The sequence below is a fragment of the Mycobacterium sp. ZZG genome, assembly GCF_054786995.1.
In genome coordinates this window covers 33,623-58,521 of record NZ_JBTBFV010000012.1, presented here as the reverse complement: position 1 = coordinate 58,521, position 24,899 = coordinate 33,623, and the positions used below count along the sequence as shown (strand labels likewise).

The following is a 24,899-nucleotide window of genomic DNA, read 5'->3' as shown; positions in this document are numbered from 1 at the left end:
GGCTACTGTAGGGCCGGGCTCCGACAAGTCCGTGGACGCGCACCGGCATGGCCTACGGTTGATGGATGAGTGACCGCCGACGCACCCTTCTGTTGCTGCGCCACGCCAAGTCGGACTACCCGGACGGGGTCGTCGACCACGACCGCCCGCTGGCGGCGCGGGGCGTCCGTGAGGGAGCCCTGGCCGGCGACTGGATCAGGACGAACGTGGGCGAGGTGGACGCTGTGCTGTGCTCGACGGCGACGCGCACCCGGCAGACCCTGGAGCGCACCGGGATCATCGCTCCAGTGCAGTACGTCGACCGCATCTACGATGCGACGCCCGGCATCGTGATCGAGGAGATCAACGCCGTGCCGACCCGTTTCGGCGGCGACGTCTCGACGCTGCTGGTCATCGGCCACGAGCCGGTGATGTCGTCGCTGGCGCTGGGGCTGGCCGCCAACCCGGACGCCGACAACAGTGCCTATCAGGCGGTTTCGGCGAAGTTCCCGACGTCGGCGGTCGCGGTGCTGCGCACCGGCGCGGCGTGGGAGCAGCTCGCGCTCCGTGGCGCCGAGCTGGTCGACTTCCACGTCCCGCGCTGAAGCGCGCTGACAGTCAGGCCCGGGTGGCCAGTGTCAGCTCCATCAGCTTGATCGCCATCCCGCAGGCGTCCATGCCGGGTGTCTGCGGATTGACCCACCAGCCGACCACGCCGGCGGCATCGCTGGCCACCCCGCACGCGCCGTTGGGATCGTTGGGCCGCATGACGATCGAGGAGATGCCGGCGACCGACCGGTTCTCGATCTGATACTGCAGCTGCTCGGCCACGCTGCGCTCGTTGTCCAGGCTGCCGGTCTCGAACCAGAAGCGGGTGATGTCGACAAGACCGGCCGGATTGGCGGCCTGCCAGCGGCAGATCGCACCGACGAAGGTGCTCTGGATGTCCAGCGGATCGGCGCCGACCGTCTCCGCGAGGATGTCCTCGGTGAGGACCTCGCATTCTTTGAGCAGGTTGGGGTATTTGCGCTCGGAGTTGTCATTGCGGGGCACGGTGCCGGTGCCGGATTTGGCGGCGGTGCCTTCGACCGTCTGCGTGCAGCCGGTCAGCACGGCCAGACCGGCCAGAGCGGCGACCGCCCCGGTGAGCAGGCGTCGGGTCATTTGGAGTTCACAATCGACTGGCGGGTGAGCTCCTTGGCCACCTCGCAGGGGTCCGGATAGGGCGGCTGCGCGTAGCTGATCGACCATTCGATGAAATCGTCGTTGAACTGGATGCCGACCTCACACAGATTCACGCCGACCTCGGGGTCGGGGTCCTCGTTGATCCCGATGAAGCCGTCGTGGCCCTCGATGTTGATGTCCTCCACGCTGGTCCGCGACAGCTCCATGGTCTTGCGCTCGCGGCCGATCGGGCTGCCGCGGAACCACGAGAACGAGAAGTGCGGCCCCAGAATCGATCCACCGGACAGCCACTGGCATCCGACCGAGGTCTTGGCCGTGTTCACCAGACCGGGCACCTCGGTCTGCTTGGTGATCTCCTCGTCACTGACCCCACCGCACTCGGGGAAGAACGGTCCGTGCGTGACGCTCTGCTGCGGAGCCTCGGTCGACGGCATGGCCGGGTTCTGCGGCTCGGAGTCCGAGCACCCGGCGAGCACGGGGAGCATGGCGGCGACGGCGACGGCCAGCGCCCCACGCGCGCGGGGAGCGATGACCGACACCGTCGGCCGACGGTGTCCGCGGAAGCTGGGGTTCACGCCATGCACTGTAGCGGCAGCCCTCGCCCTCAACCACCGACATGCCGACTGACCTGCCTCTTTATCTGATTCTCAGGTGGAGTTCGCGCTCGCCCCGGCCTCGGGCGGCGCGGCCGGTGTGCGACAGTAGCGAGATGCTCTGGGGGCTGCTCCGCCGGTACGCACGGCCCTACCGCCGCCTGCTGACGATCGTCGCGGCGCTTCAAGTGGTCAGCACACTGGCCACGCTGTACCTGCCAACGGTCAACGCCGCGATCATCGACGACGGTGTGGCTCAGGGAAACCTGCGCCGCATCGTCGAACTCGGCTTTGTCATGCTCGCCGTGACCGCGCTGCAGGTGGTGTGCGCGGTGGGCGCGGTGTATTTCGGGTCGCGCGCGGGCACGGGGGTGGGCCGCGATCTGCGCTCGGCGATGTTCCACCACGTCACGGGCTTTTCCGCGGAGGAGACGGCCCGCTTCGGCGCCCCTTCCCTGCTCACACGCACCACCAACGACGTGCAACAGATCCAGCTGCTGGTTCAGCTGACGTGCACGATGCTGGTCACCGCGCCGATCATGAGCGTCGGCGGCATCGTGATGGCGATCCACCAGGATGCGGGACTGTCGTGGCTGCTGGTGGTCAGCGTGCCGGTGCTGGCGCTGGCCAACTACTGGATCGTGTCGCACCTGCTACCCATCTTCCGCCGCGTGCAGGGCCAGATCGACGGGATCAACCGGGTGATGCGCGAGCAGCTGACCGGTCTGCGCGTGGTTCGCGCGTTCGCCCGGGAACCGTTCGAGCGCAACCGATTCGCCGAGGCCAATACGGCGCTGTCCGACAGTGTGCTGGAGGCGGGCCGCTGGCAGGCGCTGATGCTGCCGACCACCACCCTGGTGATCAACGTGTCGAGCGTGGCCCTGATCTGGTTCGGCGGCATGCGCATCGACGCCGGTCAGATGCAGGTCGGTTCGCTGATCGCGTTCCTGTCCTACTTCATGCAGATCCTGATGGCGGTGCTGATGGCGACGTTCATCCTGGTGATCCTTCCGCGCGCGTCGGTGTGCGCCGAGCGGATCACTGAGGTGCTGGCGACCGAACCGGCGATCACCAACTCCCCCGCCGCGACGACGTCGGCACCGATCGCCGGCGAAATCCGGTTCGATGCCGCGACGTTCAGCTACGCCGGCGCTGACCGTCCGGTGCTGCAGGACATCACGTTCACGGCCCGGCCCGGGACCACCACCGCGATCGTCGGATCCACCGGTTCGGGGAAGTCGACCCTGGTGTCGCTGATCTGCCGGCTCTACGACGTCACCGCGGGTGCGGTGCGCGTCGACGGCGTCGATGTGCGCGACCTGGACATCGAACACCTCTGGGCGGCAATCGGCTTGGTGCCCCAGCGCGGCTACCTGTTCTCCGGCACCGTCGCCGACAATCTGGCCCTGGGTGCGCCCCCGGGACGGGTCGTGACCGACGACCAGATGTGGGCGGCGCTGCGCGTCGCGTGCGCCGACGACTTCGTCGCCGCCCATCCCGACGGGCTGTCGATGCCGGTGGCCCAGGGCGGGATGAACTTCTCCGGCGGTCAGCGGCAGCGGCTGGCCATCGCCCGTGCGGTGATTCGCGATCCGGCGATCTATCTGTTCGACGACGCGTTCTCCGCACTGGACGTGCACACCGACGCGCGGGTCCGCGACCACCTGCGCGGGGTCTCCGCCTCCGCCACCGTCATCATCGTGTCGCAACGGATTTCGACCGTCTCCGCGGCCGACCTGATCGTCGTCGTCGATGACGGGCGGGTGGTGGGCGCCGGCACCCACGAGCACCTGCTCGGCACCTGCCAGCCCTACCGGGAGTTCGCGGACTCGCAAGCGGTGCCGGCAGGTGAGCGGTGAGCGGCCCGCTGGCACGCCCGATGCGGATGAACGAGCCCCCGCAGACCCGGTCCCGGGACTTCAAGGGGTCGGCGCTGCGGCTGTTGCGACGACTGACACCACACCGCCGACTGACCGTCGCGGTGATGCTGCTCGGAATCGGCGGCATCGCCGTCGGGGTGATCGGCCCGCGCATCCTCGGGCACGCGACCGACCTGTTGTTCAACGGCGTCATCGGCCGGCAGCTGCCGACGGGCCAGACCAAGGAGCAGGCCGTCGAGGCCGCCAGGGCTCGCGGTGACGGCACGTTCGCCGACCTGCTCTCGGGTATGGACGTCGTGCCCGGGCAGGGGGTGGATTTCGCTGCTGTGGCGCGCACGCTGGCGTTGGCGCTGGGCTTGTATCTGGTTGCCGCCCTGATGGTCTGGGTGCAGGCCAGGCTGCTCAACGTGGTGGTTCAACGCACCATGGTGATGTTGCGCTCCGATGTCGAGGACAAGCTGCACCGGCTGCCGCTGCGGTATTTCGACTCTCGGCAGCGCGGCGAGGTGCTCAGCCGGGTCACCAACGACGTCGACAACCTGCAGCAGTCCCTGACGATGTCGATCACCCAGCTGCTGACCTCGGTGCTGACGGTGATCGGTGTGCTGGTGATGATGCTGACGATCTCGCCGCTGCTGACGCTGCTCACGGTGGTCACGGTGCCGCTGTCGCTGTGGGTGACTCGTTCGATCGCCCGGCGGTCCCGCACGCTGTTCGTCGCGCAGTGGACCAATACCGGCCGGCTGAATGCGCACATCGAGGAGACCTACAGCGGGTTCACCGTCGTCAAGACCTTCGGCCACCGCGCCCGGGCCGAGGAGCAGTTCACCGAACTCAACGACGATGTCTATCGCGCCAGCTTCGGGGCCCAGTTCTTGTCGGGGCTGGTGTCGCCGGCCACGATCTTCATCGGCAACCTGAGCTATGTCGCGGTCGCGGTGCTCGGCGGGGTCCAGGTGGCCACCGGGCAGATCACGCTCGGCGGTATCCAGGCGTTCATCCAGTACGTCCGCCAGTTCAACCAGCCGCTCACCCAGATCGCCGGGATGTACAACACGCTGCAGTCCGGGATCGCCAGCGCCGAACGGGTTTTCGACCTCCTCGACGCCGAGGAGGAGCCCCCGGATGCGCCGGTCACGTTGCCGGCCGGTGACGACGGACGCACCGGGCGGGTGGAGTTCGACCGGGTGCGGTTCGGCTACCGGGCCGACGTCCCGGTGATCGAAGATCTCTCCCTTGTCGTCGACCCCGGCACCACCGTCGCGATCGTCGGGCCGACCGGCGCAGGCAAGACCACACTGGTGAACCTGCTGATGAGGTTCTACGACGTCGACGCCGGCCGTATTCTGCTCGACGGCGTGGACATCACCTCGGTGAGCCGCGAGTCGCTGCGGTCACGCATCGGCATGGTGCTGCAGGACACCTGGCTGTTCGCCGGCACGATCTACGAGAACATCGCCTACGGCCGTCCCGGGGCCGGCCACGACGAAGTCCTCGAAGCGGCCCGGACCGCCTACGTCGATCGTTTCGTGCAGACCCTGCCCGACGGCTACGGCACGCGGATCAACGATAGCGGCACCAACATCAGCGCCGGGGAGAAGCAGCTCATCACGATCGCCCGCGCGGTGCTGGCGCAACCGCGGCTGCTGATCCTCGACGAGGCGACCAGCTCGGTGGACACCCGCACCGAGGTGCTGATCCAGCGGGCGATGAGCCGGCTGCGGCGGGACCGGACGAGCTTCATCATCGCGCACCGGCTCTCCACCATCCGGGATGCGGACACGATCCTGGTCATGGAGGCGGGCAGGATCGTCGAACGCGGCACCCACGACGAGTTGATGGCCCGGCACGGCGAGTACTGGACGATGGCCGGCCGCTGACGAGTGAGCGTTGTGCTCAATCTCATTCGCGGGACGGGCGCACGCGGCTCGGGCACCATGGGCGGCATGAGCCCGACCGTGCACACCTTCTGCCGGTACTGCCTGGCCTCGTGTGGTGTCGAGGTCACGGTCGAGGGCAACCGGGTGGTGAAGATCTCGGCGGACAAGCAGAACCCGCACAGCTGGCGGGACTTCTGCGCCAAAGGGCGCACCGCCCATCAGGTCGTCGAACACCCCCGGCGGATCCTGGCGCCGATGAAGCGGGTGGGTGACCACTACGTCGAAACCGGCTGGGACGAGGCCATCGCCGACATCGCCGCCCGGTGCAACGAGGTGATCGACGCCGACTGCCCCGACGCGGTCGGCGCCTACTACGGGAACCCGGCCGGCTACTCGTCGTCGAACCTGATGTTCATGAACGGCTGGCTCGACGCGATCGGGACGTTCAACCGGTACGCCGTCGGGTCGGTCGACCAGAACGCCATGCACGTCGTCGCCGAGCAGATGTACGGCTCGGCGCTGCTGGCACCGGTGTCAGACATCGACAGCTGTGATTACTTCCTGCTGGTCGGCGCCAATCCCGCTGTGAGCGCCTGGAACTGGCTGGAATCGGTACCGGGCGGATGGCGCCGCGCGCTGGCGCGTCAACAGCCGGGCGCCACCATCGTCGTCGTCGATCCGCTGCGCACGGAGTCCGCCGACAAGGCCGACGTGCACCTGCCGGTGCGGCCGGGCCAGGACTGGGCGCTGCTGCTGGCGATGGTCAAGGTCATCCTCGACGCGGGTCGGGAACACCGCGCCGACTGCACCGGTCTGGCCGCGGGCATGGACGCGCTGCGCGCGCTGGTCGCGGATGCCGATCTCGACGATCTGGCCGCCCGCTGCGGTCTGCCGTTGCGGCGAATCACCGATGTCGCAACGGCGTTCGCGTCGGCGCCGCGGGCGATGGTGGTGACCCGGACCGGGGTCTCGCTGCACCTGGCAGGCACCGTCGCCGAATGGCTGGGCCACGTGCTGAATGTGATCACCGGCCGGATGGACCGGCCGGGCGGGCGGCGGTTCGAGCCGGGATATGTCGACGCGTTACGGCTGGCGAACCTGGCGGGCACGAAACCGCACACCAGCCGGCTGCGGGGCCGGCCGCTGGTGGCGGGCGCGCATGCGTTGAGCGAGCTGCCCGACGAGATCACCACGCCGGGGCGGGGCCAGATCCGGGCGCTGGTGATCAACAGCGGCAATCCGGTGGTCTCCGGACCCGACGGCGCAAAGCTCGACCGTGCCCTGGCCCAGCTCGACCTGCTCGTGGCGATCGATTTCGTGCAGCGCGAGAGTCACCGCCATGCGCACTGGCTGCTGCCGGCCGTGCACTGGCTGGAGCGCGAGGATCTGCTGGCGTTCACCAGCAACCTGCACGACGAGCCGTATCTTCACTACGGCGTGCGGGCGGTCGATCCGCCGCCGCTGGCCAGGCAGGAGTGGCGCATCTTCGTCGATCTGGCGCTGGCGATGGGCCGCCCGCTGTTCGGGGCGCCGGGCCTGAACCTTCTCGTCACCGCCAGCAGGCGTCTTGCACGCCTGACCGGCAGACCCGGACTGAAATTCGGGCCCGGTTGGGTCGACCGGCTGCTGGTGGCGACCAGCCGCAGGGTCGGCGGCCGCCGGATCCGGTGGCGCGACGTCGTGGCACACCCGCACGGCTGGGTGCTCGGCCCGCGGGAGTTCGGGCACTTCCGCGAGGCGCTGCGCACCCCGGACAAGAAGGTGCGGATCGCGCCGGCGCAGCTGGTGGCCCGCACCCGTGAGCTGCTCGCCGCGCCGGTACCCCAGCCCCCGCCCGACTACCCGTTCCAGCTCGGCAACCGCCGCCACCGGCACTCGATGAACTCATGGCTCAACGAGCTGCCGGGTCTGCACCCGTCGGGCAAAGGCAGTGAGGTCGTCATCCATCCCGACGACGCGGAAGCGCTCGGGATCGGTGACGGTGATCTCGTCACGGTGCGCTCCCCCGTCGGCGCGATCCGCGTGACCGCGTCGGTCAGCGACCTACCGCGGCGGGGCGTCGTCGTCATCGATCACGGTTGGGGCTCAAAGGTTTTCGACCCCCGCGGGGAGTCGGAACCAGAAGTCCACGGCGTCAACCGCAACCTGCTCGTCGACGGCACGCCGGTGGACCCGCTGTCGCAGACCGCGGCGCTGAACTCCACGTACGTGGCGGTCACCCCCGGCTGGCGGGGCGCCTAGAGTTGCGGCCCCTCGGCCCGCAGGTCGTCGACCTCGCGCATGGCGGCGCGGAGTTTGCCCAGCCACTCGTCGGCGTGCTCGCCGACCAGCCGCACCGACCACGCGAGGGCATCGGAGCGGGACCGGGCGACGCCCGCGTCGACGAGCGTGTCGAGCACCCGGCGCTCAGGCTGCCGCAGCCGCGTCATCACAGGAACCGCGAGGTGGGTGAACAGGATTCGCTCCGGCTGACCGTCACCGGGAATCTCGACGCCCCACGACACCTTGCGCCCGTACCGGGCCTCGGCTTCGTCAGCGATCTGCATGCGTTCGGCGCGGGTCTGCTCGCGGAAGCGGGCGGCACGACCGGAGGCGCGGGCTTCGCTCTCGGGGTTGTCGGATTCAGGGAGACGACCGATGACGGTGATCTCCTCGCGGTCGACGACGACCTCGGGGTCACCGGCGAACCAGTCGTCGGGCAGGCGTCCGGCGAACCATTCGCCGGCGTCCGCCGCATCGGGTTGATCGGCCTGCTGCCAGCCGCCGGAGCGGCCGGCGCGTCGGCCATGAGGATGATGTCGCATGATTACATGCTTACACCGTTAAAGGCGCGACGGTTCCGGGTTCGCCGAGAGCTGAATCAGCAGGTCAGCGCTTACCGAGCACGAGGACACCCCCGCCGACAGCCAGAACGACGAACAGCGCACTCGCCCATCCCGCCCCCAGCAACCACCACACCAGCCCGAGCGCCGCCAGCGCCGGTGACAGCGCGAACAACACCATCGCCGGATGCTCCTTGATGACAGCCAAGGCGCCCTGGGCGCGCCGGCGGTCGATTTCCTTGGCCATATCGCCAGAATGCCAGCTGAGCACCGCCGCGACGGTCATAGGGTGAAACCAAGACGACCCACCCGAGGAGGCGGCGATGACAGGACCCGGACAAGGCAGTTGGCAGCCCGATCCCGAGGGCCGGTTCGACTACCGGTGGCATGACGGACGGCAGTGGACGGACCAGGTCTCTCATCACGGACAACTGCAGCGCGCGCCGCTGGGCGGCGCCCCCGGACCGGGGGCGCCCCAGCAACAACCCGGTCCACAGGCGCCGCAGCAACATCCCGGACAGCATCAGGCGCAGGCGGTTCCTGGCGGAGCGGACGGATTCGCCGGGATCAGCGGCGATCTCGTCGACGGGCGCTTCAGCGAGAAGGAAGCCAAACCGATCGCGAACCAGAACACCAAACTGCTCCGGGTGCGACTCGGCGAGCCCTTCATGGCCCGGCAGGGCTCGATGGTCGCCTACCAGGGCAACGTGGATTTCGCGTTCGAGGGCGGTGGCGCCTCGAAGTTCCTGAAGAAGGCGCTGACCGGCGAGGGCCTTCCGCTGATGCGGTGCCAGGGGCAGGGGGACGTGTTTCTGGCCGACCGCGCCTACGACGTGCACCTGCTCAACCTGACCAACTCCGGCCTGTCGATCAGCGGCAAGAACGTGCTGGCCTTCTCTACGAGCCTGGATTGGAACATCGAGCGGGTCAAGGGCGGCAGCATGGTCGCAGGCGGACTGTTCAACACCATGCTGCGCGGCACCGGATGGGTGGCGTTGACCACCGACGGCCCGCCCGTGGTGCTCAACGCCGCCGAGGCCCCGACGTTCGCCGACACCAACGCCGTGGTCGCGTGGTCGGCGAACCTGCAGACGCAGCTCAAGACCAGCTTCAAGGCCGGGGCGCTGATCGGCCGGGGCTCGGGTGAGGCGATGCAGGTGTCGTTCTACGGCAACGGGTTCGTGATCGTCCAACCCTCCGAAGGGATTCCGGTCACCACCCCGCAGTAGGTCACAGTTCGAGCATCACGGTGACCGGCCCGTCGTTGACGAGCTCGACCTGCATGTCGGCGCCGAAGACGCCACAGGTCACCTCGGCGCCGAGGTCGGCCAGCGCCGCGGCGAACGCATCGACCAACGGCTCTGCGACCGAACCCGGCGCCGCGGCGTTCCACGTCGGCCGTCGCCCCTTGGCCGTATTGCCGTAAAGGGTGAACTGGCTGACCACTAAGATCGGCGCCCCGACATCGGCGGCCGACATCTCGTCGTCGAGAATCCTCAGCCACCACAGCTTTTCGGCCATCCGGCGGGCCTTGGCGGGGTCGTCGTCGTGCGTGACGCCGACGAGCGCGAGCAGACCCTGATGTTGTGGATGGATCTCGCCGACAGTCTCGCCGGCCACCGTCACCCGAGCCGAGGTCACCCGCTGGACGAGGATGCGCATCCGGTGAACCTACAGGGAGCCCAGGATCTCCTTCATGGTGGCGATCTCCCGCTGCTGGGTGTCGATGATCTCGTGCGCCAGGTGCGTGGCGTCCGCGGACTGCCCGGTGTCCACCTGGGTCTGGGCCATCCTGACCGCGCCTTCGTGGTGGGCGATCATCCCGGTCAGGAACTGACGGGCGGCGTCGACGCCCTGCGCCTGACGCAACTGCTCCAGCTGCGCGTCGGTCATCATCCCCATCGCGGCGTGATCCATGTCGCCGCCCATGTCGTGGCCCTCGTGGCCAGAGGCCGCAGGGGCGCCCCACTGGTTCAGCCACTGACGCATCGTGTCGATCTCCGGACCCTGAGCGGCCTTGATCTGCGCGGCCAGTTCCGTCACCCGGGGGTCGATGCCCTGTTTGGCCAGGATGATGTCGCTCATCACGATGGCCTGTTCGTGATGCGGGATCATGTCGCGCGCGAACGCCGTATCGGCCTCGTTGTGGCCGTGCTCACCTGCGGCCGCCTGGGAGGTCGTCTCGTGTGCGTGGGTCGCGTGGTCATCTTCGGCGGTCTGCGTTCCCACATCGCTGCAGCCGGACAACAGCAGAGCGACGGTGGCCCCCATTGCGCCCGCCCCGACCTGCAGACTGCGTTTCGCTAGCAACTTGCGCTCCCTTCGTGTGACTTCGATACCCTAGGGGGGTATGGTACATAAAGTTCCGACAATGCGGGAGGAGCCCGATGAGCACCACCACCATCACCGTCGAGGGAATGAGCTGCGGGGGGTGCGCCAACTCCGTGCGCGCCGAGCTCGTCCACATCCCCGGCGTTGTCGGGGTCGACGTCGACGTCACCAACGGTACGGTCACGATCGACAGTGACGACCCGGTCGACCCCTCGGTCATCCGCGCGGCGGTCGAAGAGGCCGGCTACTCGCTGGCGAGCTGACCGTGATGACCACCCCGGTGAAGATCGCCACCTTCCTCGCCATGCTCGCCGTGGTGTTCGCGGCATCGCTGTGGGTGGGCCATACCTTCGGACCGGCGCCCGACGGCGTGGCCCCCGCGACGAGCGACCATCACGGAGGCGTGCATCGATGAACACGGTCGAACTGACCATCGGCGGGATGACCTGCGCGTCCTGCGCGGCGCGGGTCGAGAAGAAGCTGAACAAGCTCGACGGCGTCAGCGCCACGGTGAACTTCGCGACCGAGAAGGCGCGCGTCGAATACGACCAGCAGATCACCCCCGAACAGCTGGTCACGGCGGTCGAATCCGCCGGATACCGGGCTGCGCTGCCGCAGCCCCCGGCCGAATCGGCAGATGCCGCCGCAGATCCCGACGATCCGGCGGATGCGCTGAAGCGCCGCTTGCTGATCTGCGTTGTCCTCTCGATCCCGGTGATCGCGATGGCGATGGTGCCGGCGCTGCAGTTCACCTCCTGGCAGTGGCTGTCGCTGACGCTGGCCGCGCCGGTGGTGGTGTGGGGCGCCTGGCCGTTCCATCAGGCGGCGTGGACGAATCTGCGCCACGGGGCCGCCACGATGGACACGCTGGTCTCGATCGGCACGCTCGCCGCGTTCGGCTGGTCGGTCTATGCGCTGTTCTGGGGCACGGCGGGTGTACCGGGGATGACGCACCCGTTCGAGCTGACCATTGCCCGCACCGACGGCAGCGCCAACATCTACCTCGAAGCCGCCGCCGGGGTGACGACGTTCATCCTGGCGGGCCGCTACTTCGAGGCGCGGGCCAAACGACGTGCCGGAGCCGCGCTGCGGGCGCTGCTGGAGCTCGGCGTCCGCGAGGTCACCGTCCGCAGAGCCGGTGCAGAGCAACGCATTCCGATCGACCAGTTGGCGATCGGCGACGAGTTCGTGGTGCGGCCGGGCGAGAAGATCGCCGCCGACGGCGTGGTGCTGGAGGGCGCCTCGGCGGTCGATGCGTCCATGCTGACCGGCGAATCGGTGCCGGCGGAGGTGGCCCCCGGCGACCAGGTGGTCGGAGCGACGGTGAACGTCGACGGCCGTCTGGTGGTGCGTGCCGAACGTGTGGGCGCCGACACGCAGCTCGCGCAGATGGCACGCCTTGTCGAGGACGCACAGAACGGCAAGGCGCAGGCGCAGCGGCTGGCCGACCGGATCTCCGGGGTGTTCGTCCCGATCGTGATCGCGTTGTCGGTGGCCACCCTGGGCTTCTGGATCGGCAGCGGGTTCTCACCGGCCGCGGCGTTCACCGCAGCGGTCGCGGTGTTGATCATCGCGTGCCCGTGCGCACTGGGCCTCGCGACGCCGACGGCGCTGATGGTCGGCACGGGCCGCGGGGCCCAACTCGGCATCCTGATCAAGGGTCCCGAGGTGCTCGAGGACACCCGCCGGGTGGACACGGTGATCGTCGACAAGACCGGCACGGTGACGACGGGCAACATGACGCTGGTTGACGTGTTCGCCGCCGACGGGGAGCAGCCCGACGAGGTGCTGCGGATCGCCGGCGCGGTGGAGAACCCGTCGGAGCATCCGATCGCCCGTGCCATCGCCACCGGCGCACGCGAAAAGCTCGGCGAGTTGCCCGAGGTCGCGGCGTTCACCAACCTGCGGGGCCTCGGGGTGTCCGGTGAGGTGGACGGCCGGACGGTCCTGCTGGGCCGGTCCCGCCTGCTGGTGGAGCACTCGGCCGACATCCCCGACGACGTCCACGCCGTGGTGGCACGCGCCGAAGCTGACGGCCAGACAGCGGTCGTGGTGAGCTGGGACGGTCGCGCCCGCGGCGTGCTGATGGTTGCCGACGCGATCAAACCCAGTTCCGCCGAGGGGATTTCGCTGCTGAAGCAGCTGGGATTGACGCCGATCATGGTGACAGGTGACAACGAGGCGGTCGCACGCGCGGTCGCCGCCGAGGTCGGCATCGACGAGGTGGTCGCCGGCGTGCTGCCACAGGACAAGGTCGACACCGTCAGACGCCTCCAGGACAGCGGCAAGGTGGTCGCGATGGTCGGCGACGGCGTCAACGACGCAGCGGCGCTGGCGCAAGCCGACCTCGGGTTGGCGATGGGCAGCGGCACCGACGTCGCGATCGAAGCCAGTGACCTGACGCTGGTCAGCAACGACCTGAGGGCGGTGCCGGACGCGATCCGGTTGTCCCGCAGGACGTTGAGCACGATCAAGGGCAACCTGTTCTGGGCGTTCGCCTACAACATCGCGGCGCTGCCGTTGGCCGCTGCCGGGCTGCTCAACCCGATGATCGCAGGCGCCGCGATGGCTTTCAGTTCTGTGTTCGTGGTCAGCAACAGCCTTCGGCTGCGCGCGTTCACGCCGTCCCGCTGATCACGGATCGTCGTCGTCCTCGTTGTCGGGGAGTAGGTGGCGTTCGGGGTGGTGGTAGCCATTGATCAGCTGCGTGCGGTGTTGGCCCGCGTCGAGTTCGGGTGGCGGGTGCCATTCGGTCTGGTTCTTGGCGTTTTTGGTGGTGGTCCAGCCGGTGTTCTCGATCATCCGGTTGTGCGGTCCGCAGGCCAGGGTGAGGTCGTCGATGTCGGTCTGGCCGTCGTTTTTCCAGTCCGCGGCCGCGTGGTGGACCTGGCACCAGTACCCCGGCACGGTGCAGCCGGGCCGGGTGCAGCCACGATCACGGGCGTGCAGGACGATCCGCTGGGCGGCGTTGGCCAGCCGTTGGGCCCGGCCGAGGTAGAGGCTTTGACCGGTGTGTTCGTCGTAGACGTAGAGGTAGTGGTGGGCGCGGGCGGCCATCCGGATCAGATCGGGCATCGGCAGCAGCGAGCCGCCGCCGGTGACCGCCACCCCGGCACCCTTTTCCAGCTCCTGCAAGCTGGTCGAGACGATCACCGTCACCGGTAACCCGTTATGGCTGCCCAGCTGTCCGGATTCGAGGGTGCGGCGCAGCAGGGCTTTGAGGCCGTCGTGATTGCGCTGCCCTTCGGTGCGGGTATCCCGACCCGTCTCCGGGCCCGCCCCGGCGGATGACTCGGCCGGCTCCTCACCGGGCTGCGGGTCGGGCATGTTGGCCCCGGGGGCGGCCTCCTTGGCCAGGGTCGCCTCCAGGTAGGCAGGGTTTCGGCGTCGAGGTAGCCCGAGATTGTGCGAAACCCGTCGCGCTGCTGCTTGCCGATCTTCACCCAGCGTTTCCGGGCCACCTCGTCGTCGGCGGGTTCGGGGCCGTCCTGATCGATCATCATCAACAACCGCCCCGCGGCCGCATCGAGCTCGTCGGGACCCAGACCCGAGCCCAGGGCGGCCAGGTGGGCATCGGCGGCCGCGCGGGTGTCCACATCCACCCAGGCGGGTAGCTTCTGGTGGAACTTCGCGATCACCGTGATGTACTCGTCATCCAGCACGCCCTGAGCCTGGGCGGCGGCGGTGGCTTCCCACACCGGCGCAAGAGGCTGGCCCGTCATCGCCCGCCGCGGCCCGAGCATTTTGGCCCGTCGCAGCCGCCGCCCCGCTTCGGCGCCACTGACCCGCAGCGAGGTGGTCAGAACGCCCTTCCACGACGATTCCCCGAGCCGATGCGGCTCGGTCTCCTCGATCAACCGGGCCAACACCTTGTGCTCGAGCGCCGGCACGCTGCGCAACACCGTGGTCAGCTCGGCCAGCAGCCCGACCAACTCGCGGTGCGAGAGCTCATCGGCGGCCTTGGACAGCACACCGATCTGCTCGACGATCGCCCCCACCGCCTCCGACACCAACTCCATACATCGAACACTAGTTCGAACCACCGACAGATCCATGCCGCCACGTGACCAGAGAAACCAAAGTGGCAGAAGAGTTTTCAGCGTTTCTCAGAGCTCTGCCGACGTACCCGGAAGGCTTTCACATCCGATTTGATCCCCTTCAAGTGCTTGGCCCCGGCGAACGACCAGGTGAACCGCTCGTCGTCGCCGATCGCTTCCCGGGCCGATTCGGCCACCAGTACCGACCCCGGCCGCGCCGCACCGGTGACCCGGGCGGCGAGATTGACCGGGCTGCCGAACCAGTCCCCGGCGCGGCTGACCGCCATGCCGGTCGCGACACCGGCGCGCAACCGCGGGAAGTCGTCCTCGTCCTCGGTCTCCTCGACCAGGCGCAGCATCGTCTCCAGCAGCGGCGCCGGCTCCGGGCTGACCAGCATCACCTCGTCACCGATCGTCTTCACGAATCGCACCGGGGCAAGCGCGAATTCGCGCGTCATGTCCGCCAGGCGCTGCGACAGGTGCTCCAGCTCCTCAGGCTGAACCGCCTCGCCCAGCCTGGTGAACCCGACCAGGTCGGCGAACCCGATCGTCACCAGCCGCGCACCCGGCAGATGTTGTCCCTCAGCACGTTCGGTCGCGTTGACGGCCTCGGTCTCGATCGCGTGGCGCAGCTGCAGCAGCAGGACCTCCTGGATCATCGGACCGAGCAGTGGCGCCACGTTCGCCACGAGGCTCTCGGACGCCTGCGCGATCTCCAATTCGGTGGCGCCCGGGCGTATCACGGCGGCCAACGCGGCATGGCGCATCGCCTCGGCCGCCCGGGACAACCCGTCACCGAGGAGCCTGGTGATCTGCACCAGCTCATCGGGATCGATCCCGACGTCGAGGAAATCACGGGTGAACTTCGCCGCCTCGGCATCGGCACGCAGAAACACCTCGGCGTCGGGATCGTCCACTCGCGGCAGTCCCATGGCGCGCTGAATCCGCTCGAACAGCGCCAGGTCGACGCGGGCCTGCGACGCGGCCTGCCGCGCCGACACGTACCGGCCGTCGTCACCGATGACCCGCCGCGACGCCAGCAGCATGGGCGCCGGGTTACCGCGGATCTGATCGAGGCCGACCCCACGTTCGGCCAGCCAGCGGATCAACTCCGCACGCTCGGCCCGCGCGGCGCCTTCGAGCCCATCGAGCAGCCCGGATGTCTCCAGATCGAGGTGTTCGGCCACCCGCCCAACGTATACGGCATAGTCGGGCACATGACCTCCCCGACGCTGCAGAGCTTCCCGCCGCTCGCCGCGGCCGGTGCCCGCATCCTGGTTCTGGGCAACATGCCCGGTGTCGCGTCACTGCAGGCGCAGCGCTACTACGCCTACACGCGCAATGCGTTCTGGGCCATCATGGGCGAGCTGTTCGGATTCGACCCCGCAGGCCCGTACGAGCACCGCGTTGCCACGCTGACGGGTGCCGGGGTCGCGGTGTGGGATGTGCTCAAACACTGCCGCAGGATCGGCAGCCTCGACTCGGCCGTCGAGCCGGACAGCATGGCGCCCAACGACTTCGACGGGTTCTACGCCGCGCACCCCGAAATCACCCACGTGTACTTCAACGGCGCCGCCGCCGAGAAGAACTACGGCCGGCTCGTCGGCGCGCGGGACACCCTGCGCTACCGCCGGCTGCCGTCGACCAGCCCGGCGCAGACCATGTCCTTCGACCGCAAACTGGACGCCTGGCGCCAGATCACCGACATGGTCCGCATCGAGGACATGTCCGCCGACGAGCGCGACCGCCGCCTCAACGATCGAGCCACACGGCACGGGTAGGCGTTAACCTCACGGGATGTCCTGCGTCTTCTGCGCCATCGTCGCCGGTGAGGCCCCCGCCATCCGCATCCACGAGGACGACGACTTTCTCGCCATCCTCGACATCCGGCCGTTCACCCGCGGACACACACTGGTGTTCCCGAAGGCGCACACCGTCGATCTGACCGACACCCCGCCCCAGACGCTGGCCGCAATGGCGATGTTGGGTCAGCGCATCGCGAAGGCGGCCCGCGCGTCGGGACTACACGCCGACGGCAACAACATCGCCGTCAACGACGGCAAGGCCGCGTTCCAGACGGTGTTCCATGTCCACCTGCACGTGGTGCCGCGGCGCGACGGCGACAAGGTGAAGTTCGCCAAGGGCATGCTGATACGCCGCGACCCCGACCGCGAGGAGACCGGACGGCTGCTGCGCGAAGCACTGGCGCAACTCGATGCCGCCGAGAAAGAATGACCCATGGGCATTGCGCAGTGGGTGGAACAGAACATCGGCACTCGGCTGCTGATGCTGCACGACAAGCTGTACAAGAGCACCGGCGGGCGCATCGGCCATCGCATCCCGCTGCCCGGCGTTGCGCCGTCGCTGCTGCTGCACACCGTGGGCGCCAAGACCGGGAAGCCGCGCACCAACACGCTGTCGTACTTCCCCGACGGCGCAAGCTACTACGTCGTCGCCTCCAAAGGCGGTGACCCGAAGTCCCCCGGCTGGTATCACAACCTGAAGGCTGACCCGGATATCGAGATCAACATCGGACCAAGGCGTTTGGCCGTGACCGCCACCCCGGTGCTCGCCGGCGATCCGGACTATCCGCGGCTGTGGAAGATGGTCAACGACGGGAACTCGAACCGCTACGAGGGCTATCAGAAACGGACCTCGCGCAGCATCCCGCTGGTCCGGCTCACACCGAAGAGCTAAAAGATCTCCCTGGCCAGCAGTTCCAGCGTGGTCTCGCGCGCCGGCGCGGTCGCCGGGTCGACCCCGCGGTACGCCGACGCCACCGGATGCACCATCACCTCGTCGACGCCGAACTTCTCAGCCAGCTCGTGCACCTGGCCGGCCGCGTCGGCTGGCGAGCCCACCACGGCCTGACGCAGCCCGGCGTCCATGACGGCGCGGGCCCGCGGATCGACGTCCCGGGCTTCGGCGTCCTCGACGAGGTCGATCGGCACCAGCGGCTGCCCTGTCCGAAGCCGCGCCATCATCTGCAGGTTGGGCAGGATCAAGCGCATGGCCTCGTCCCGGGTTTCGGCGACGACGGCGTTGACCGTCAGGAACGTGACCGGCTCCGGAGTCAGCTCGCTGGGCCGGAAGTTGTCGCGGTAGTACTGCATCGCCTCCTCGGTGCCGTGGTCGGCGAAGTGGTGTGCGAACACGTACGGCAGGCCCTTGGCGGCGGCCAGACGCGCGGAGTACATCGACGAACCCAGTAGCCACAGCCGCGGTTCGGTGACCGCGGCAGGAGTGGCCTTGAGGATGTAGTTGTCGCGCATCAGGTCGCGCGGCAGCGACACCCGTACTCCCTCGCTGCTCATCAGCGCGGCCACGTCGTCGAGGTACTCGGGGAACGCCTCGATGTCGCGTTCGTCGCGGCCGGCCGCCCCGCGCAGCGCCAGCGACGTCACCGGATCCGAGCCCGGGGCCCGTCCGATGCCGAGGTCGATGCGTCCGGGGTGGGCCGCTTCCAACAGGGCGAACTGTTCGGCGACCGCCAGCGGCGCGTGGTTGGGCAGCATCACGCCGCCGGAACCCAGTCGCACCGTCGACGTGTGCGCGGCCAGGTGGGCGATCAGCACCGGAGGGCTGGTGGCCGCGACCGATGGCATGTTGTGGTGTTCGGCGACCCAGTAGCGGGTGTATCCCAGCCGGTCGGCGGTCTGGGCCAGCAGCGTCGACGCGGCGATCGCGTCGGAGGTGCTCTGGTCCGAGCGCACGGGTACGAGGTCGAGAACTGAGAGCCGCATTCCCAATTCAACGCCCCGCGGTACCGGTCCGTTCCCTGTTTCCGTCCCTGGTTTCCGGCGGAATTTCGACGTGGACTCTGTCGCTGAGCGAGGGTCGCTGAGCGAGGACGGTCACGCCGATATCTCACGGGCGGTGGCGAAGATGTCGTCCATCATCTGTGGGGTCAGCCGGCCGGTGAAGGTGTTCTGCTGGCTTGGGTGATAGCAGCCCAGCAGCGTGACGTCCCCGCGGGGCGTCCGCACCGCGGCCGTGGCGCCGTGCCCGAACTTCGGCGCGGGTGTTCCGGCCGACGCGCCCGCCCGGCGCAGCATCGCCAGCGCCGCCTGCCATGCGAACCCGCCCAGCGCGACGATCACCCCCACGCCGGCGCCGGCCAGCCGCCACTCGGCGTCCAGCCACGGCGCGCACGTGCTGCGCTCGGCCGGAGCCGGCGCGTTGCCCGGCGGCGCGCACCGTACGGCGGCCGCCACGCGGACGTCGATGAGCTCCAGCCCGTCCCCGCTGTCGGTGGCCGTCGGCTGGTTGGCCAGACCACTGCGGTACAGCGAGGCGAACAGGAAGTCGCCAGAGCGATCCCCGGTGAACACCCGCCCGGTCCGGTTGGCCCCGTGCGCGGCCGGGGCGAGACCGACGACGAAGATGCGGGGCCGCGCCGGCCCCAGTCCCGTCGCCGGCCGTCCCCAGTACGGCTCGTCGGCATACGATCTGCGCTTCTCGACGGCGACCTCCTCCCGCCAACGCACCAGCCGCGGGCAGGCCCGGCACACCGAGATCCCGGCGTCGACCTGCTTGAGGCTCGTGGCCGCCTCCGCGATCGCCGCCACATCGGCCGGCGTGGCCGCCACCGCTGTCCGTCGCGTCGCGGGGTCACCCGGCCAGCCGCTACCCGGCCGCACCGGCGAGGTGAACAGTTCACCGGTGCGCGGGTGCGGCAGCCGTTGCTGCGAGGGACGCATCATTCGTTACCGGGCCGCGTCATTCGTTACCAGAAAGCACCGTTCATCGTTATCACGAAACACCGCTTCCCTCACACGCGGGCGATCGCTACTCCCGCACCATTGGTCGCGCAGCGTTTCGATTGGGGGACACTATGCGACGGGCGAAAGCGGCGATCCTGGGCATCTGCATCGTGGTCACCGGATGCGCGAACACGATCAGCAGCGCGGAGTCGGCCACCCCGACCCGCACAATGATTCCGCGGCCGCTGGTCGAACGCGAGCTGGGCGGTCTGCTGCTCAGCCCGCAGGACGCCGCCGCCGCGATGGGCGTGCCGGCGATGACGGTGACGGAGTCACGCGCGACGATGGCCGACCACAGCGCGATCATGTCGCCGCCGGAATGCCTCGCCGTAGACGGCGCGGCCGAGTGGGGGGTCTACGCCGCCAGCGGGTTCCAGGCCGAGCGCGATCAGAGCCTCAACGACGGCAGCGCCGAGAGCACGTGGAAGAACTACGTCAAGCAGTCGGTGGTGCTCTTCCCGTACCTGGAGAAGGCCGCCGAGTTTTTCGACGCCTCGGTCCGGCAGTGGCCGGCCTGCCATGAGTACACCCACACCCAGAGCGGCACGCAGTGGAAGGTCGGTCAGATCACCGAGCGCGAGCGCACGTTGAGCACCGTGGCGATGCAGCAGGACGCCGCGGCGCCGGGCTGGGGGTGCGGGCGGGCGCTGGTGCACCGCAATAACGTGATCGTCGACGTCAACACGTGCAGCGCCGATCCGGGTGACTCCGCGGTGCGGATCGCCGAACAGATCGCCACCAACGTCGAGGCGACGTGGTAGCCGCGAAACCGAGCCTTCTGCAGTAAATTCCGTGGCCGGCGGGGCGCGGCGCTGTTAGATTCCCGGCGATAACCCATGACGCCCACCCGAGCGCCCAGTAGGCGCGGCCCGCTGCTGCTGATCCTGTTCGCGGCGCTGATGGCCGGCGCGGGCAACGGCATCTCGATCGTGGCGTTCCCGTGGCTGGTGTTGCAGCGCACCGGTTCTGCGCTCGACGCGTCGATCGTCGCGATGGCGGGGACGCTGCCGCTGCTGGCCGCTACCCTGCTGGCCGGGGCGGCGGTCGACTACCTCGGCCGCCGGCGGGTGTCGATGATCTCCGACGCGCTGTCGGCGGTGTCGGTGGCCGCCGTGCCGGTGCTGGCGCTGCTGTTCGGCGCCGACGCCGTCAACGTCGGGGTGCTGGCGGCGCTCGCCGCGCTCGGTGCGTTCTTCGACCCCGCCGGGATGACGGCCCGCGAGACGATGCTCCCCGAGGCGGCGCGGCGCGCCGGGTGGACCCTCGACCACGCCAACAGCGTCTTCGAGGCGGTGTTCAACCTGGCCTACATCGTCGGGCCCGGCATCGGCGGACTGCTGATCGCCACCCTCGGCGGCATCGACACGATGTGGGTGACCGCGGGGGCGTTCGTCCTGTCGATGGTCGCGATCGCCGCGCTGAAGCTGGAAGGCGCCGGGCGGCCCGACCCGTCGGCGATGTCCGGTGGGGTGTGGGCCGGCATCGTCGAGGGTCTGCGCTTCGTGTGGGAGAACAAGGTCTTGCGCACGCTGGCCTTCGTGGACCTCGCGGCGACCGGCCTGTACATGCCGATGGAGAGCGTGCTGTTCCCGAAGTACTTCACAGACCGCAATGAACCCGCACAACTGGGGTGGGTGCTGATGGCGCTGAGCGTCGGTGGGCTCGTCGGGGCCCTCGGCTATGCGGTGATGTCGCGCTACCTGCGGCGGCGCACCGTGATGCTGGCCGCGGTGCTGACGCTGGGAGCGGCCATGACCGTGATCGCGTTCCTGCCGCCGCTGCCGGTGATCCTGGTGCTGTGCGCGGTCGTCGGGTTCGTCTACGGCCCGATCGCACCGATCTACAACTACGTGATGCAGACCCGCGCCCCGCAACACCTGCGCGGCCGCGTGGTCGGGGTGATGGGATCGCTGGCCTACGCGGCCGGACCGCTGGGGCTGATCCTGGCGGGTCCGCTGGCCGACGCGGCCGGTCTGCACACCACGTTCCTCGCGCTGTCGTTGCCGATGCTGGCGCTTGGCGTCGTGGCGGTGTTCCTGCCGGCGTTGCGCGAGCTGGATCTGGAGCCCAGACCGGATTCGGGCATTGCCTGACTTTGCCGTGGCCGCGTCCGGGGCAGACCTACACTGGCGGCTGTGCAACCGCTGGCAAGCCTGATCGCCGAACTGCCCGAGGGCACGGTCGTGACCGATCCCGACATTCTGCAGTCCTACCGCCAGGACCGCGCCGCCGACCCGGGCGCGGGTACCCCGCTGGCGGTGGTGCGGCCCCGGCGCACCGAGGAGGTCCAGGCCGTGCTGCGGTGGGCCACCGCCCACCGGATCGCGGTGGTCCCGCGCGGTATGGGCACCGGATTGTCCGGCGGCGCAACGGCTCTCGACGGCGGCATTGTGTTGTCCACCGAGAGGATGCGTGACATCACCGTCGATCCCGTCACCCGGACTGCGGTCGCCCAGCCCGGGCTGCTCAACGCCGAGGTGAAGAAGGCCGTCGCCGAGTACGGGCTGTGGTACCCGCCGGACCCGTCGTCGTTCGAGATCTGCAGCATCGGCGGCAACATCGCCACTAACGCCGGTGGGCTGTGTTGCGTGAAGTACGGGGTGACCACCGACTACGTGCTCGGCCTGCAGGTGGTGCTGGCCGACGGCACGGCCCTGCGGCTCGGCGGGCCCCGCCTCAAAGACGTTGCCGGACTATCACTGACGAAGTTGTTCGTCGGCAGTGAAGGCACGCTCGGCGTTGTCACCGAGGTGACCCTCAAACTGCTGCCCGCCCAGAGCGGCGCCTGCACGGTGGTGGCGACGTTCGACTCGGTCGAGGACGCCGCCGACGCTGTGGTCACCATCACGGGCAGGATCCGGCCGTCGATGCTGGAGTTCATGGACTCGGCGGCGATCAACGCCGTCGAGGACAAGCTCAAGATGGGGCTGGACCGTGACGCGGCGGCGATGATGGTCGCCGCCAGCGACGACCGCGGACCCTCCGGCGCGCAGGACGCCGAGTTCATGGCCGAGGTCTTTACCAAACACGGTGCCAAGGAAGTGTTTTCGACGTCGGACCCGGACGAGGGTGAGGCGTTCGTCGTCGCCCGGCGGTTCGCGATCCCGGCGGTCGAGGCCAAGGGCACGCTGCTGCTGGAGGATGTCGGCGTCCCACTGCCGGCACTGGCCGAGTTGGTCGGCGGCATCGAGAAGATCGCGGGCGTGCACGACCTGATGATCTCGGTGATCGCGCACGCCGGCGACGGCAACACCCACCCGCTGATCGTGTTCGACCCCAGCGACGCGGCCATGGAGCAGCGGGCCCAGCAGGCGTTCGGCGAGATCATGGATCTGGCGGTCAGCCTGGGCGGCACGATCACCGGCGAGCATGGCGTGGGCAGGTTGAAGCGGCCGTGGCTGGCCGGTCAGCTCGGCCCCGAGGTGATGGAGCTCAACCGCCGCATCAAGCAGGCGTTGGATCCCGACGGCATCCTCAACCCCGGCGCGGCGATCTGAGACGTCGACGCATTTCCGTCGCCGCGCCGCGCCACACCGACGCGATCGGATACGCCGGCGATAGTTGACATTCACTGGCAATTGTCGTACCCATAAGACATGACTGCGACTTTGTCTCAGAACTCCCCTGCCCGGTTCGTGCTCGCCGACGCGGACAGCTGGCAGAATCCATGGCCGATGTACCGGGCGCTGCGCGATCGCGACCCGGTGCACCACGTCGTCCCGCAGGACCGCCTGGACGCTGCCGAACCGGGTGACTATTACGTCCTGTCCCGGCATGCCGACATCTGGGCCGCCGCCCGCGACCACCAGACGTTCTCCTCGGCGCTCGGGCTGACCGTCAACTACGGCGAGCTGGACCTGATCGGGCTGGCCGACAACCCGCCGATGGTGATGCAGGATCCGCCGGTGCACACCGAGTTCCGCAAGCTGGTTGCGCGGGGCTTCACTCCGCGCCAGGTCGAGGCGGTCGAGCCCAAGGTCCGCGCGTACGTCGTCGAACGGATCGAACGCCTCAAGGCCAACGGCGGTGGAGACATCGTCGCCGAGCTGTTCAAGCCGCTGCCGTCGATGGTCGTCGCCCACTATCTCGGTGTGCCGGACGAGGATCGGGCCAAGTTCGACGGCTGGACCGACGCCATCGTGGCGGCCAACACCAGCGTGGGCGGTCTTGCTGGAGCGCTGGAGACGGTCGGGGACGCACTCGGCGAGATGATGGCCTATTTCACCGCACTCATCGAACGGCGCCGCACCGACCCCGAGGACGACACGGTGTCGCATCTGGTGGCCGCCGGTGTCGGCTCCGACGGCGACATCTCCGGGGTGCTGTCGATTCTGGCGTTCACGTTCACGATGGTCACCGGCGGCAACGACACCACCACCGGCATGCTGGGCGGATCGGTGCAACTGCTGCACCAGCGCCCCGACCAGCGCGCCCTGCTCAGCGGCGACCCCACCCTGATCCCCGACGCCATCGACGAGTTCCTCCGGCTGACCTCCCCGGTACAGATGCTGGGCCGCACGGTGACGCGTGAGGTCACGATCGGCGACGTCACGATTCCGGAAGGCCGTCGGGTGATGTTCCTGTACGGGTCGGGCAACCGCGACGAACGCCAGTACGGCGACGACGCCGGTGAACTCGACGTCACCCGCCGGCCCCGCAACATCCTGACCTTCAGCCATGGGGCACACCATTGCCTGGGCGCCGCCGCGGCGCGGATGCAGTCGCGGGTGGCGCTGACCGAGTTGCTGACCCGAATCCCGGAGTTCGAGGTCGACGAGTCTGGGATCACCTGGGCCGGCGGTTCTTACGTCCGACGGCCCCTGTCGGTGCCGTTCACGGTAACGGGCTGATGGCTGGAGACTGGCTGGCGGCCCGCCGCACCGAGGTGGCCGCCGACCGCATCCTGGACGCGGCCGGCGAACTGTTCGCCGAACAACCGGCAGCCACGGTCGGTATGCATGAAATCGCCTCGGCGGCAGGATGTTCCCGAGCCACGCTGTATCGCTACTTCGAAAATCGCGAGGCGCTCTACACCGCCTACGTACACCGTGAGGCCTACCGGCTCTACCGCGAGATGACCGACCACGTCATGTCCTTCACCGATCCGCGGGAACGGCTGATCGAGGGCATGCTGGCCTCGCTGCAGAACGTACGCCAGAGTCCAGCTCTGGCATCGTGGTTCGCCACCGCCCAGCGCCCCATCGGCGGAGAGATGGCCGAACAGTCCGAGGTGATCAAAGCACTCACCGAGGCGTTCGTGATCTCGCTCGGGCCCGACGAATCACATCTGGTCGCGCACCGGGCGCGGTGGCTGGTGCGCGTGATGACGTCGCTGCTGGTGTTCCCCGGCCGCGATGAGGCCGACGAGCGCAGCATGCTCGAGGAGTTCGTGGTGCCGATCGTGCTGCCGGCTCAGGCCACGCAGTGAA

At 68.9% G+C, this 24,899-nt stretch carries 25 protein-coding genes and 1 pseudogene; 16 read left to right on the top strand and 10 right to left on the bottom strand.

Annotated elements, in window-relative coordinates; genetic code table 11:
* Nucleotides 1–65: 65 nt before the first annotated feature.
* A complete protein-coding gene (locus ACXMYJ_RS09890; protein ID WP_443187165.1) occupies nt 66–584 on the top strand; it encodes a SixA phosphatase family protein in 519 nt (172 codons plus the stop codon).
* Between the two features lie 13 nt (nt 585–597).
* Here the strand turns inward: ACXMYJ_RS09890 and ACXMYJ_RS09885 are convergent, their stop codons facing one another.
* Both ACXMYJ_RS09885 and ACXMYJ_RS09880 read right to left on the bottom strand, forming a co-directional pair.
* Complete coding sequence (locus ACXMYJ_RS09885) at nt 598–1,143, bottom strand: DUF3558 domain-containing protein (RefSeq protein ID WP_260754683.1); 546 nt, start codon at nt 1,141–1,143, stop codon at nt 598–600.
* Nucleotides 1,140–1,748 (bottom strand): DUF3558 domain-containing protein, encoded by a 609-nt coding sequence (locus ACXMYJ_RS09880; RefSeq protein ID WP_260754684.1) that lies wholly within the window; start codon nt 1,746–1,748, stop codon nt 1,140–1,142. The genes ACXMYJ_RS09885 and ACXMYJ_RS09880 overlap by 4 nt, the downstream gene beginning before the upstream one ends.
* Before the next feature lie 125 nt (nt 1,749–1,873).
* Here ACXMYJ_RS09880 and ACXMYJ_RS09875 point away from each other — a divergent pair, with 125 nt between their 5' ends.
* From ACXMYJ_RS09875 to ACXMYJ_RS09865, 3 genes are all read left to right on the top strand, one after another.
* Nucleotides 1,874–3,616 (top strand): ABC transporter ATP-binding protein, encoded by a 1,743-nt coding sequence (locus tag ACXMYJ_RS09875; RefSeq protein ID WP_460355850.1) that lies wholly within the window; start codon nt 1,874–1,876, stop codon nt 3,614–3,616.
* Nucleotides 3,613–5,517, top strand: a complete 1,905-nt coding sequence (locus tag ACXMYJ_RS09870; protein ID WP_443187162.1) for an ABC transporter ATP-binding protein — start codon at nt 3,613–3,615, stop codon at nt 5,515–5,517. Before ACXMYJ_RS09875 ends, ACXMYJ_RS09870 begins: the two co-directional genes overlap by 4 nt.
* 66 nt (nt 5,518–5,583) lie before the next feature.
* Nucleotides 5,584–7,758, top strand: coding sequence for a molybdopterin-containing oxidoreductase family protein (locus ACXMYJ_RS09865; protein ID WP_460355758.1), 2,175 nt, complete (start codon nt 5,584–5,586; stop codon nt 7,756–7,758).
* Here the strand turns inward: ACXMYJ_RS09865 and ACXMYJ_RS09860 are convergent.
* Together ACXMYJ_RS09860 and ACXMYJ_RS09855 are read right to left on the bottom strand one after the other, a co-directional pair.
* Nucleotides 7,755–8,321 carry a hypothetical protein gene (locus tag ACXMYJ_RS09860; RefSeq protein WP_260754686.1) on the bottom strand — a complete coding sequence of 189 codons (567 nt, stop codon included), beginning with the start codon at nt 8,319–8,321 and terminating at the stop codon, nt 7,755–7,757. The genes ACXMYJ_RS09865 and ACXMYJ_RS09860 overlap by 4 nt on opposite strands.
* Nucleotides 8,322–8,385: 64 nt before the next feature.
* Nucleotides 8,386–8,586 carry a hypothetical protein gene (locus ACXMYJ_RS09855; protein WP_443187160.1) on the bottom strand — a complete coding sequence of 67 codons (201 nt, stop codon included), beginning with the start codon at nt 8,584–8,586 and terminating at the stop codon, nt 8,386–8,388.
* A 76-nt stretch (nt 8,587–8,662) separates the two neighbouring features.
* On the opposite strand from ACXMYJ_RS09855, the gene ACXMYJ_RS09850 reads away from it, so the two are divergent.
* On the top strand, nt 8,663–9,568 hold the full coding sequence (locus ACXMYJ_RS09850) for an AIM24 family protein (protein WP_260754688.1): 906 nt from the start codon (nt 8,663–8,665) through the stop codon (nt 9,566–9,568).
* Between the two features lies 1 nt (nt 9,569).
* Here ACXMYJ_RS09850 and dtd read toward each other — a convergent pair whose 3' ends face one another.
* Both dtd and ACXMYJ_RS09840 read right to left on the bottom strand, forming a co-directional pair.
* The gene (gene dtd / locus ACXMYJ_RS09845; RefSeq protein WP_443187159.1) at nt 9,570–10,001 is read right to left on the bottom strand and encodes a D-aminoacyl-tRNA deacylase; all 432 of its coding nucleotides are present in this window, start codon (nt 9,999–10,001) and stop codon (nt 9,570–9,572) included.
* Between the two features lie 9 nt (nt 10,002–10,010).
* Nucleotides 10,011–10,610: a DUF305 domain-containing protein gene (locus ACXMYJ_RS09840; RefSeq protein ID WP_460355752.1), complete on the bottom strand. Its 600-nt coding sequence runs from the start codon at nt 10,608–10,610 to the stop codon at nt 10,011–10,013.
* A gap of 116 nt (nt 10,611–10,726) precedes the next feature.
* Between ACXMYJ_RS09840 and ACXMYJ_RS09835 the strand changes: the two genes are divergently transcribed.
* The 3 genes from ACXMYJ_RS09835 to ACXMYJ_RS09825 are packed head-to-tail and all read left to right on the top strand — an operon-like array spanning nt 10,727 to nt 13,304.
* Nucleotides 10,727–10,933, top strand: a complete 207-nt coding sequence (locus ACXMYJ_RS09835; RefSeq protein WP_260754691.1) for a heavy-metal-associated domain-containing protein — start codon at nt 10,727–10,729, stop codon at nt 10,931–10,933.
* A gap of 5 nt (nt 10,934–10,938) precedes the next feature.
* Nucleotides 10,939–11,085 (top strand): hypothetical protein, encoded by a 147-nt coding sequence (locus ACXMYJ_RS09830; RefSeq protein ID WP_260754692.1) that lies wholly within the window; start codon nt 10,939–10,941, stop codon nt 11,083–11,085.
* Nucleotides 11,082–13,304, top strand: coding sequence for a heavy metal translocating P-type ATPase (locus ACXMYJ_RS09825; protein WP_443187157.1), 2,223 nt, complete (start codon nt 11,082–11,084; stop codon nt 13,302–13,304). The genes ACXMYJ_RS09830 and ACXMYJ_RS09825 overlap by 4 nt, the downstream gene beginning before the upstream one ends.
* Here the strand turns inward: ACXMYJ_RS09825 and ACXMYJ_RS09820 are convergent.
* A pseudogene (locus ACXMYJ_RS09820) lies at nt 13,305–14,689 on the bottom strand (HNH endonuclease signature motif containing protein). It abuts the gene before it with no gap.
* Between the two features lie 77 nt (nt 14,690–14,766).
* Nucleotides 14,767–15,894, bottom strand: coding sequence for an adenylate/guanylate cyclase domain-containing protein (locus ACXMYJ_RS09815; RefSeq protein ID WP_260758227.1), 1,128 nt, complete (start codon nt 15,892–15,894; stop codon nt 14,767–14,769).
* Between the two features lie 30 nt (nt 15,895–15,924).
* On the opposite strand from ACXMYJ_RS09815, the gene ACXMYJ_RS09810 reads away from it, so the two are divergent.
* Genes ACXMYJ_RS09810 through ACXMYJ_RS09800 form a run of 3 tightly spaced genes read left to right on the top strand, consistent with a single transcriptional unit; the run spans nt 15,925 to nt 17,404 of the window.
* Nucleotides 15,925–16,488: a DNA-deoxyinosine glycosylase gene (locus ACXMYJ_RS09810; RefSeq protein WP_460355749.1), complete on the top strand. Its 564-nt coding sequence runs from the start codon at nt 15,925–15,927 to the stop codon at nt 16,486–16,488.
* 16 nt (nt 16,489–16,504) lie between these two features.
* The gene (locus ACXMYJ_RS09805; protein WP_260754696.1) at nt 16,505–16,942 is read left to right on the top strand and encodes an HIT family protein; all 438 of its coding nucleotides are present in this window, start codon (nt 16,505–16,507) and stop codon (nt 16,940–16,942) included.
* 3 nt (nt 16,943–16,945) lie between these two features.
* Nucleotides 16,946–17,404, top strand: a complete 459-nt coding sequence (locus tag ACXMYJ_RS09800) for a nitroreductase family deazaflavin-dependent oxidoreductase (protein WP_260754697.1) — start codon at nt 16,946–16,948, stop codon at nt 17,402–17,404.
* Here ACXMYJ_RS09800 and ACXMYJ_RS09795 read toward each other — a convergent pair.
* Nucleotides 17,401–18,450, bottom strand: a complete 1,050-nt coding sequence (locus ACXMYJ_RS09795) for an LLM class flavin-dependent oxidoreductase (RefSeq protein ID WP_260754698.1) — start codon at nt 18,448–18,450, stop codon at nt 17,401–17,403. The genes ACXMYJ_RS09800 and ACXMYJ_RS09795 overlap by 4 nt on opposite strands.
* A gap of 111 nt (nt 18,451–18,561) precedes the next feature.
* Nucleotides 18,562–19,410, bottom strand: a complete 849-nt coding sequence (locus ACXMYJ_RS09790; RefSeq protein WP_260754699.1) for a uracil-DNA glycosylase — start codon at nt 19,408–19,410, stop codon at nt 18,562–18,564.
* A 131-nt stretch (nt 19,411–19,541) separates the two neighbouring features.
* On the opposite strand from ACXMYJ_RS09790, the gene ACXMYJ_RS09785 reads away from it, so the two are divergent.
* From ACXMYJ_RS09785 to ACXMYJ_RS09765, 5 genes are all read left to right on the top strand, one after another.
* Nucleotides 19,542–20,231 (top strand): sensor domain-containing protein, encoded by a 690-nt coding sequence (locus ACXMYJ_RS09785; protein ID WP_460355743.1) that lies wholly within the window; start codon nt 19,542–19,544, stop codon nt 20,229–20,231.
* Between the two features lie 75 nt (nt 20,232–20,306).
* Nucleotides 20,307–21,563 (top strand): multidrug efflux MFS transporter Tap, encoded by a 1,257-nt coding sequence (gene tap, locus ACXMYJ_RS09780; protein ID WP_260754701.1) that lies wholly within the window; start codon nt 20,307–20,309, stop codon nt 21,561–21,563.
* A 42-nt stretch (nt 21,564–21,605) separates the two neighbouring features.
* Nucleotides 21,606–22,967, top strand: coding sequence for an FAD-binding oxidoreductase (locus tag ACXMYJ_RS09775; RefSeq protein ID WP_260754702.1), 1,362 nt, complete (start codon nt 21,606–21,608; stop codon nt 22,965–22,967).
* 99 nt (nt 22,968–23,066) lie between these two features.
* On the top strand, nt 23,067–24,320 hold the full coding sequence (locus ACXMYJ_RS09770) for a cytochrome P450 (protein WP_443187139.1): 1,254 nt from the start codon (nt 23,067–23,069) through the stop codon (nt 24,318–24,320).
* The gene (locus ACXMYJ_RS09765; protein ID WP_260754704.1) at nt 24,320–24,898 is read left to right on the top strand and encodes a TetR/AcrR family transcriptional regulator; all 579 of its coding nucleotides are present in this window, start codon (nt 24,320–24,322) and stop codon (nt 24,896–24,898) included. Before ACXMYJ_RS09770 ends, ACXMYJ_RS09765 begins: the two co-directional genes overlap by 1 nt.
* Nucleotide 24,899: the final 1 nt, after the last annotated feature.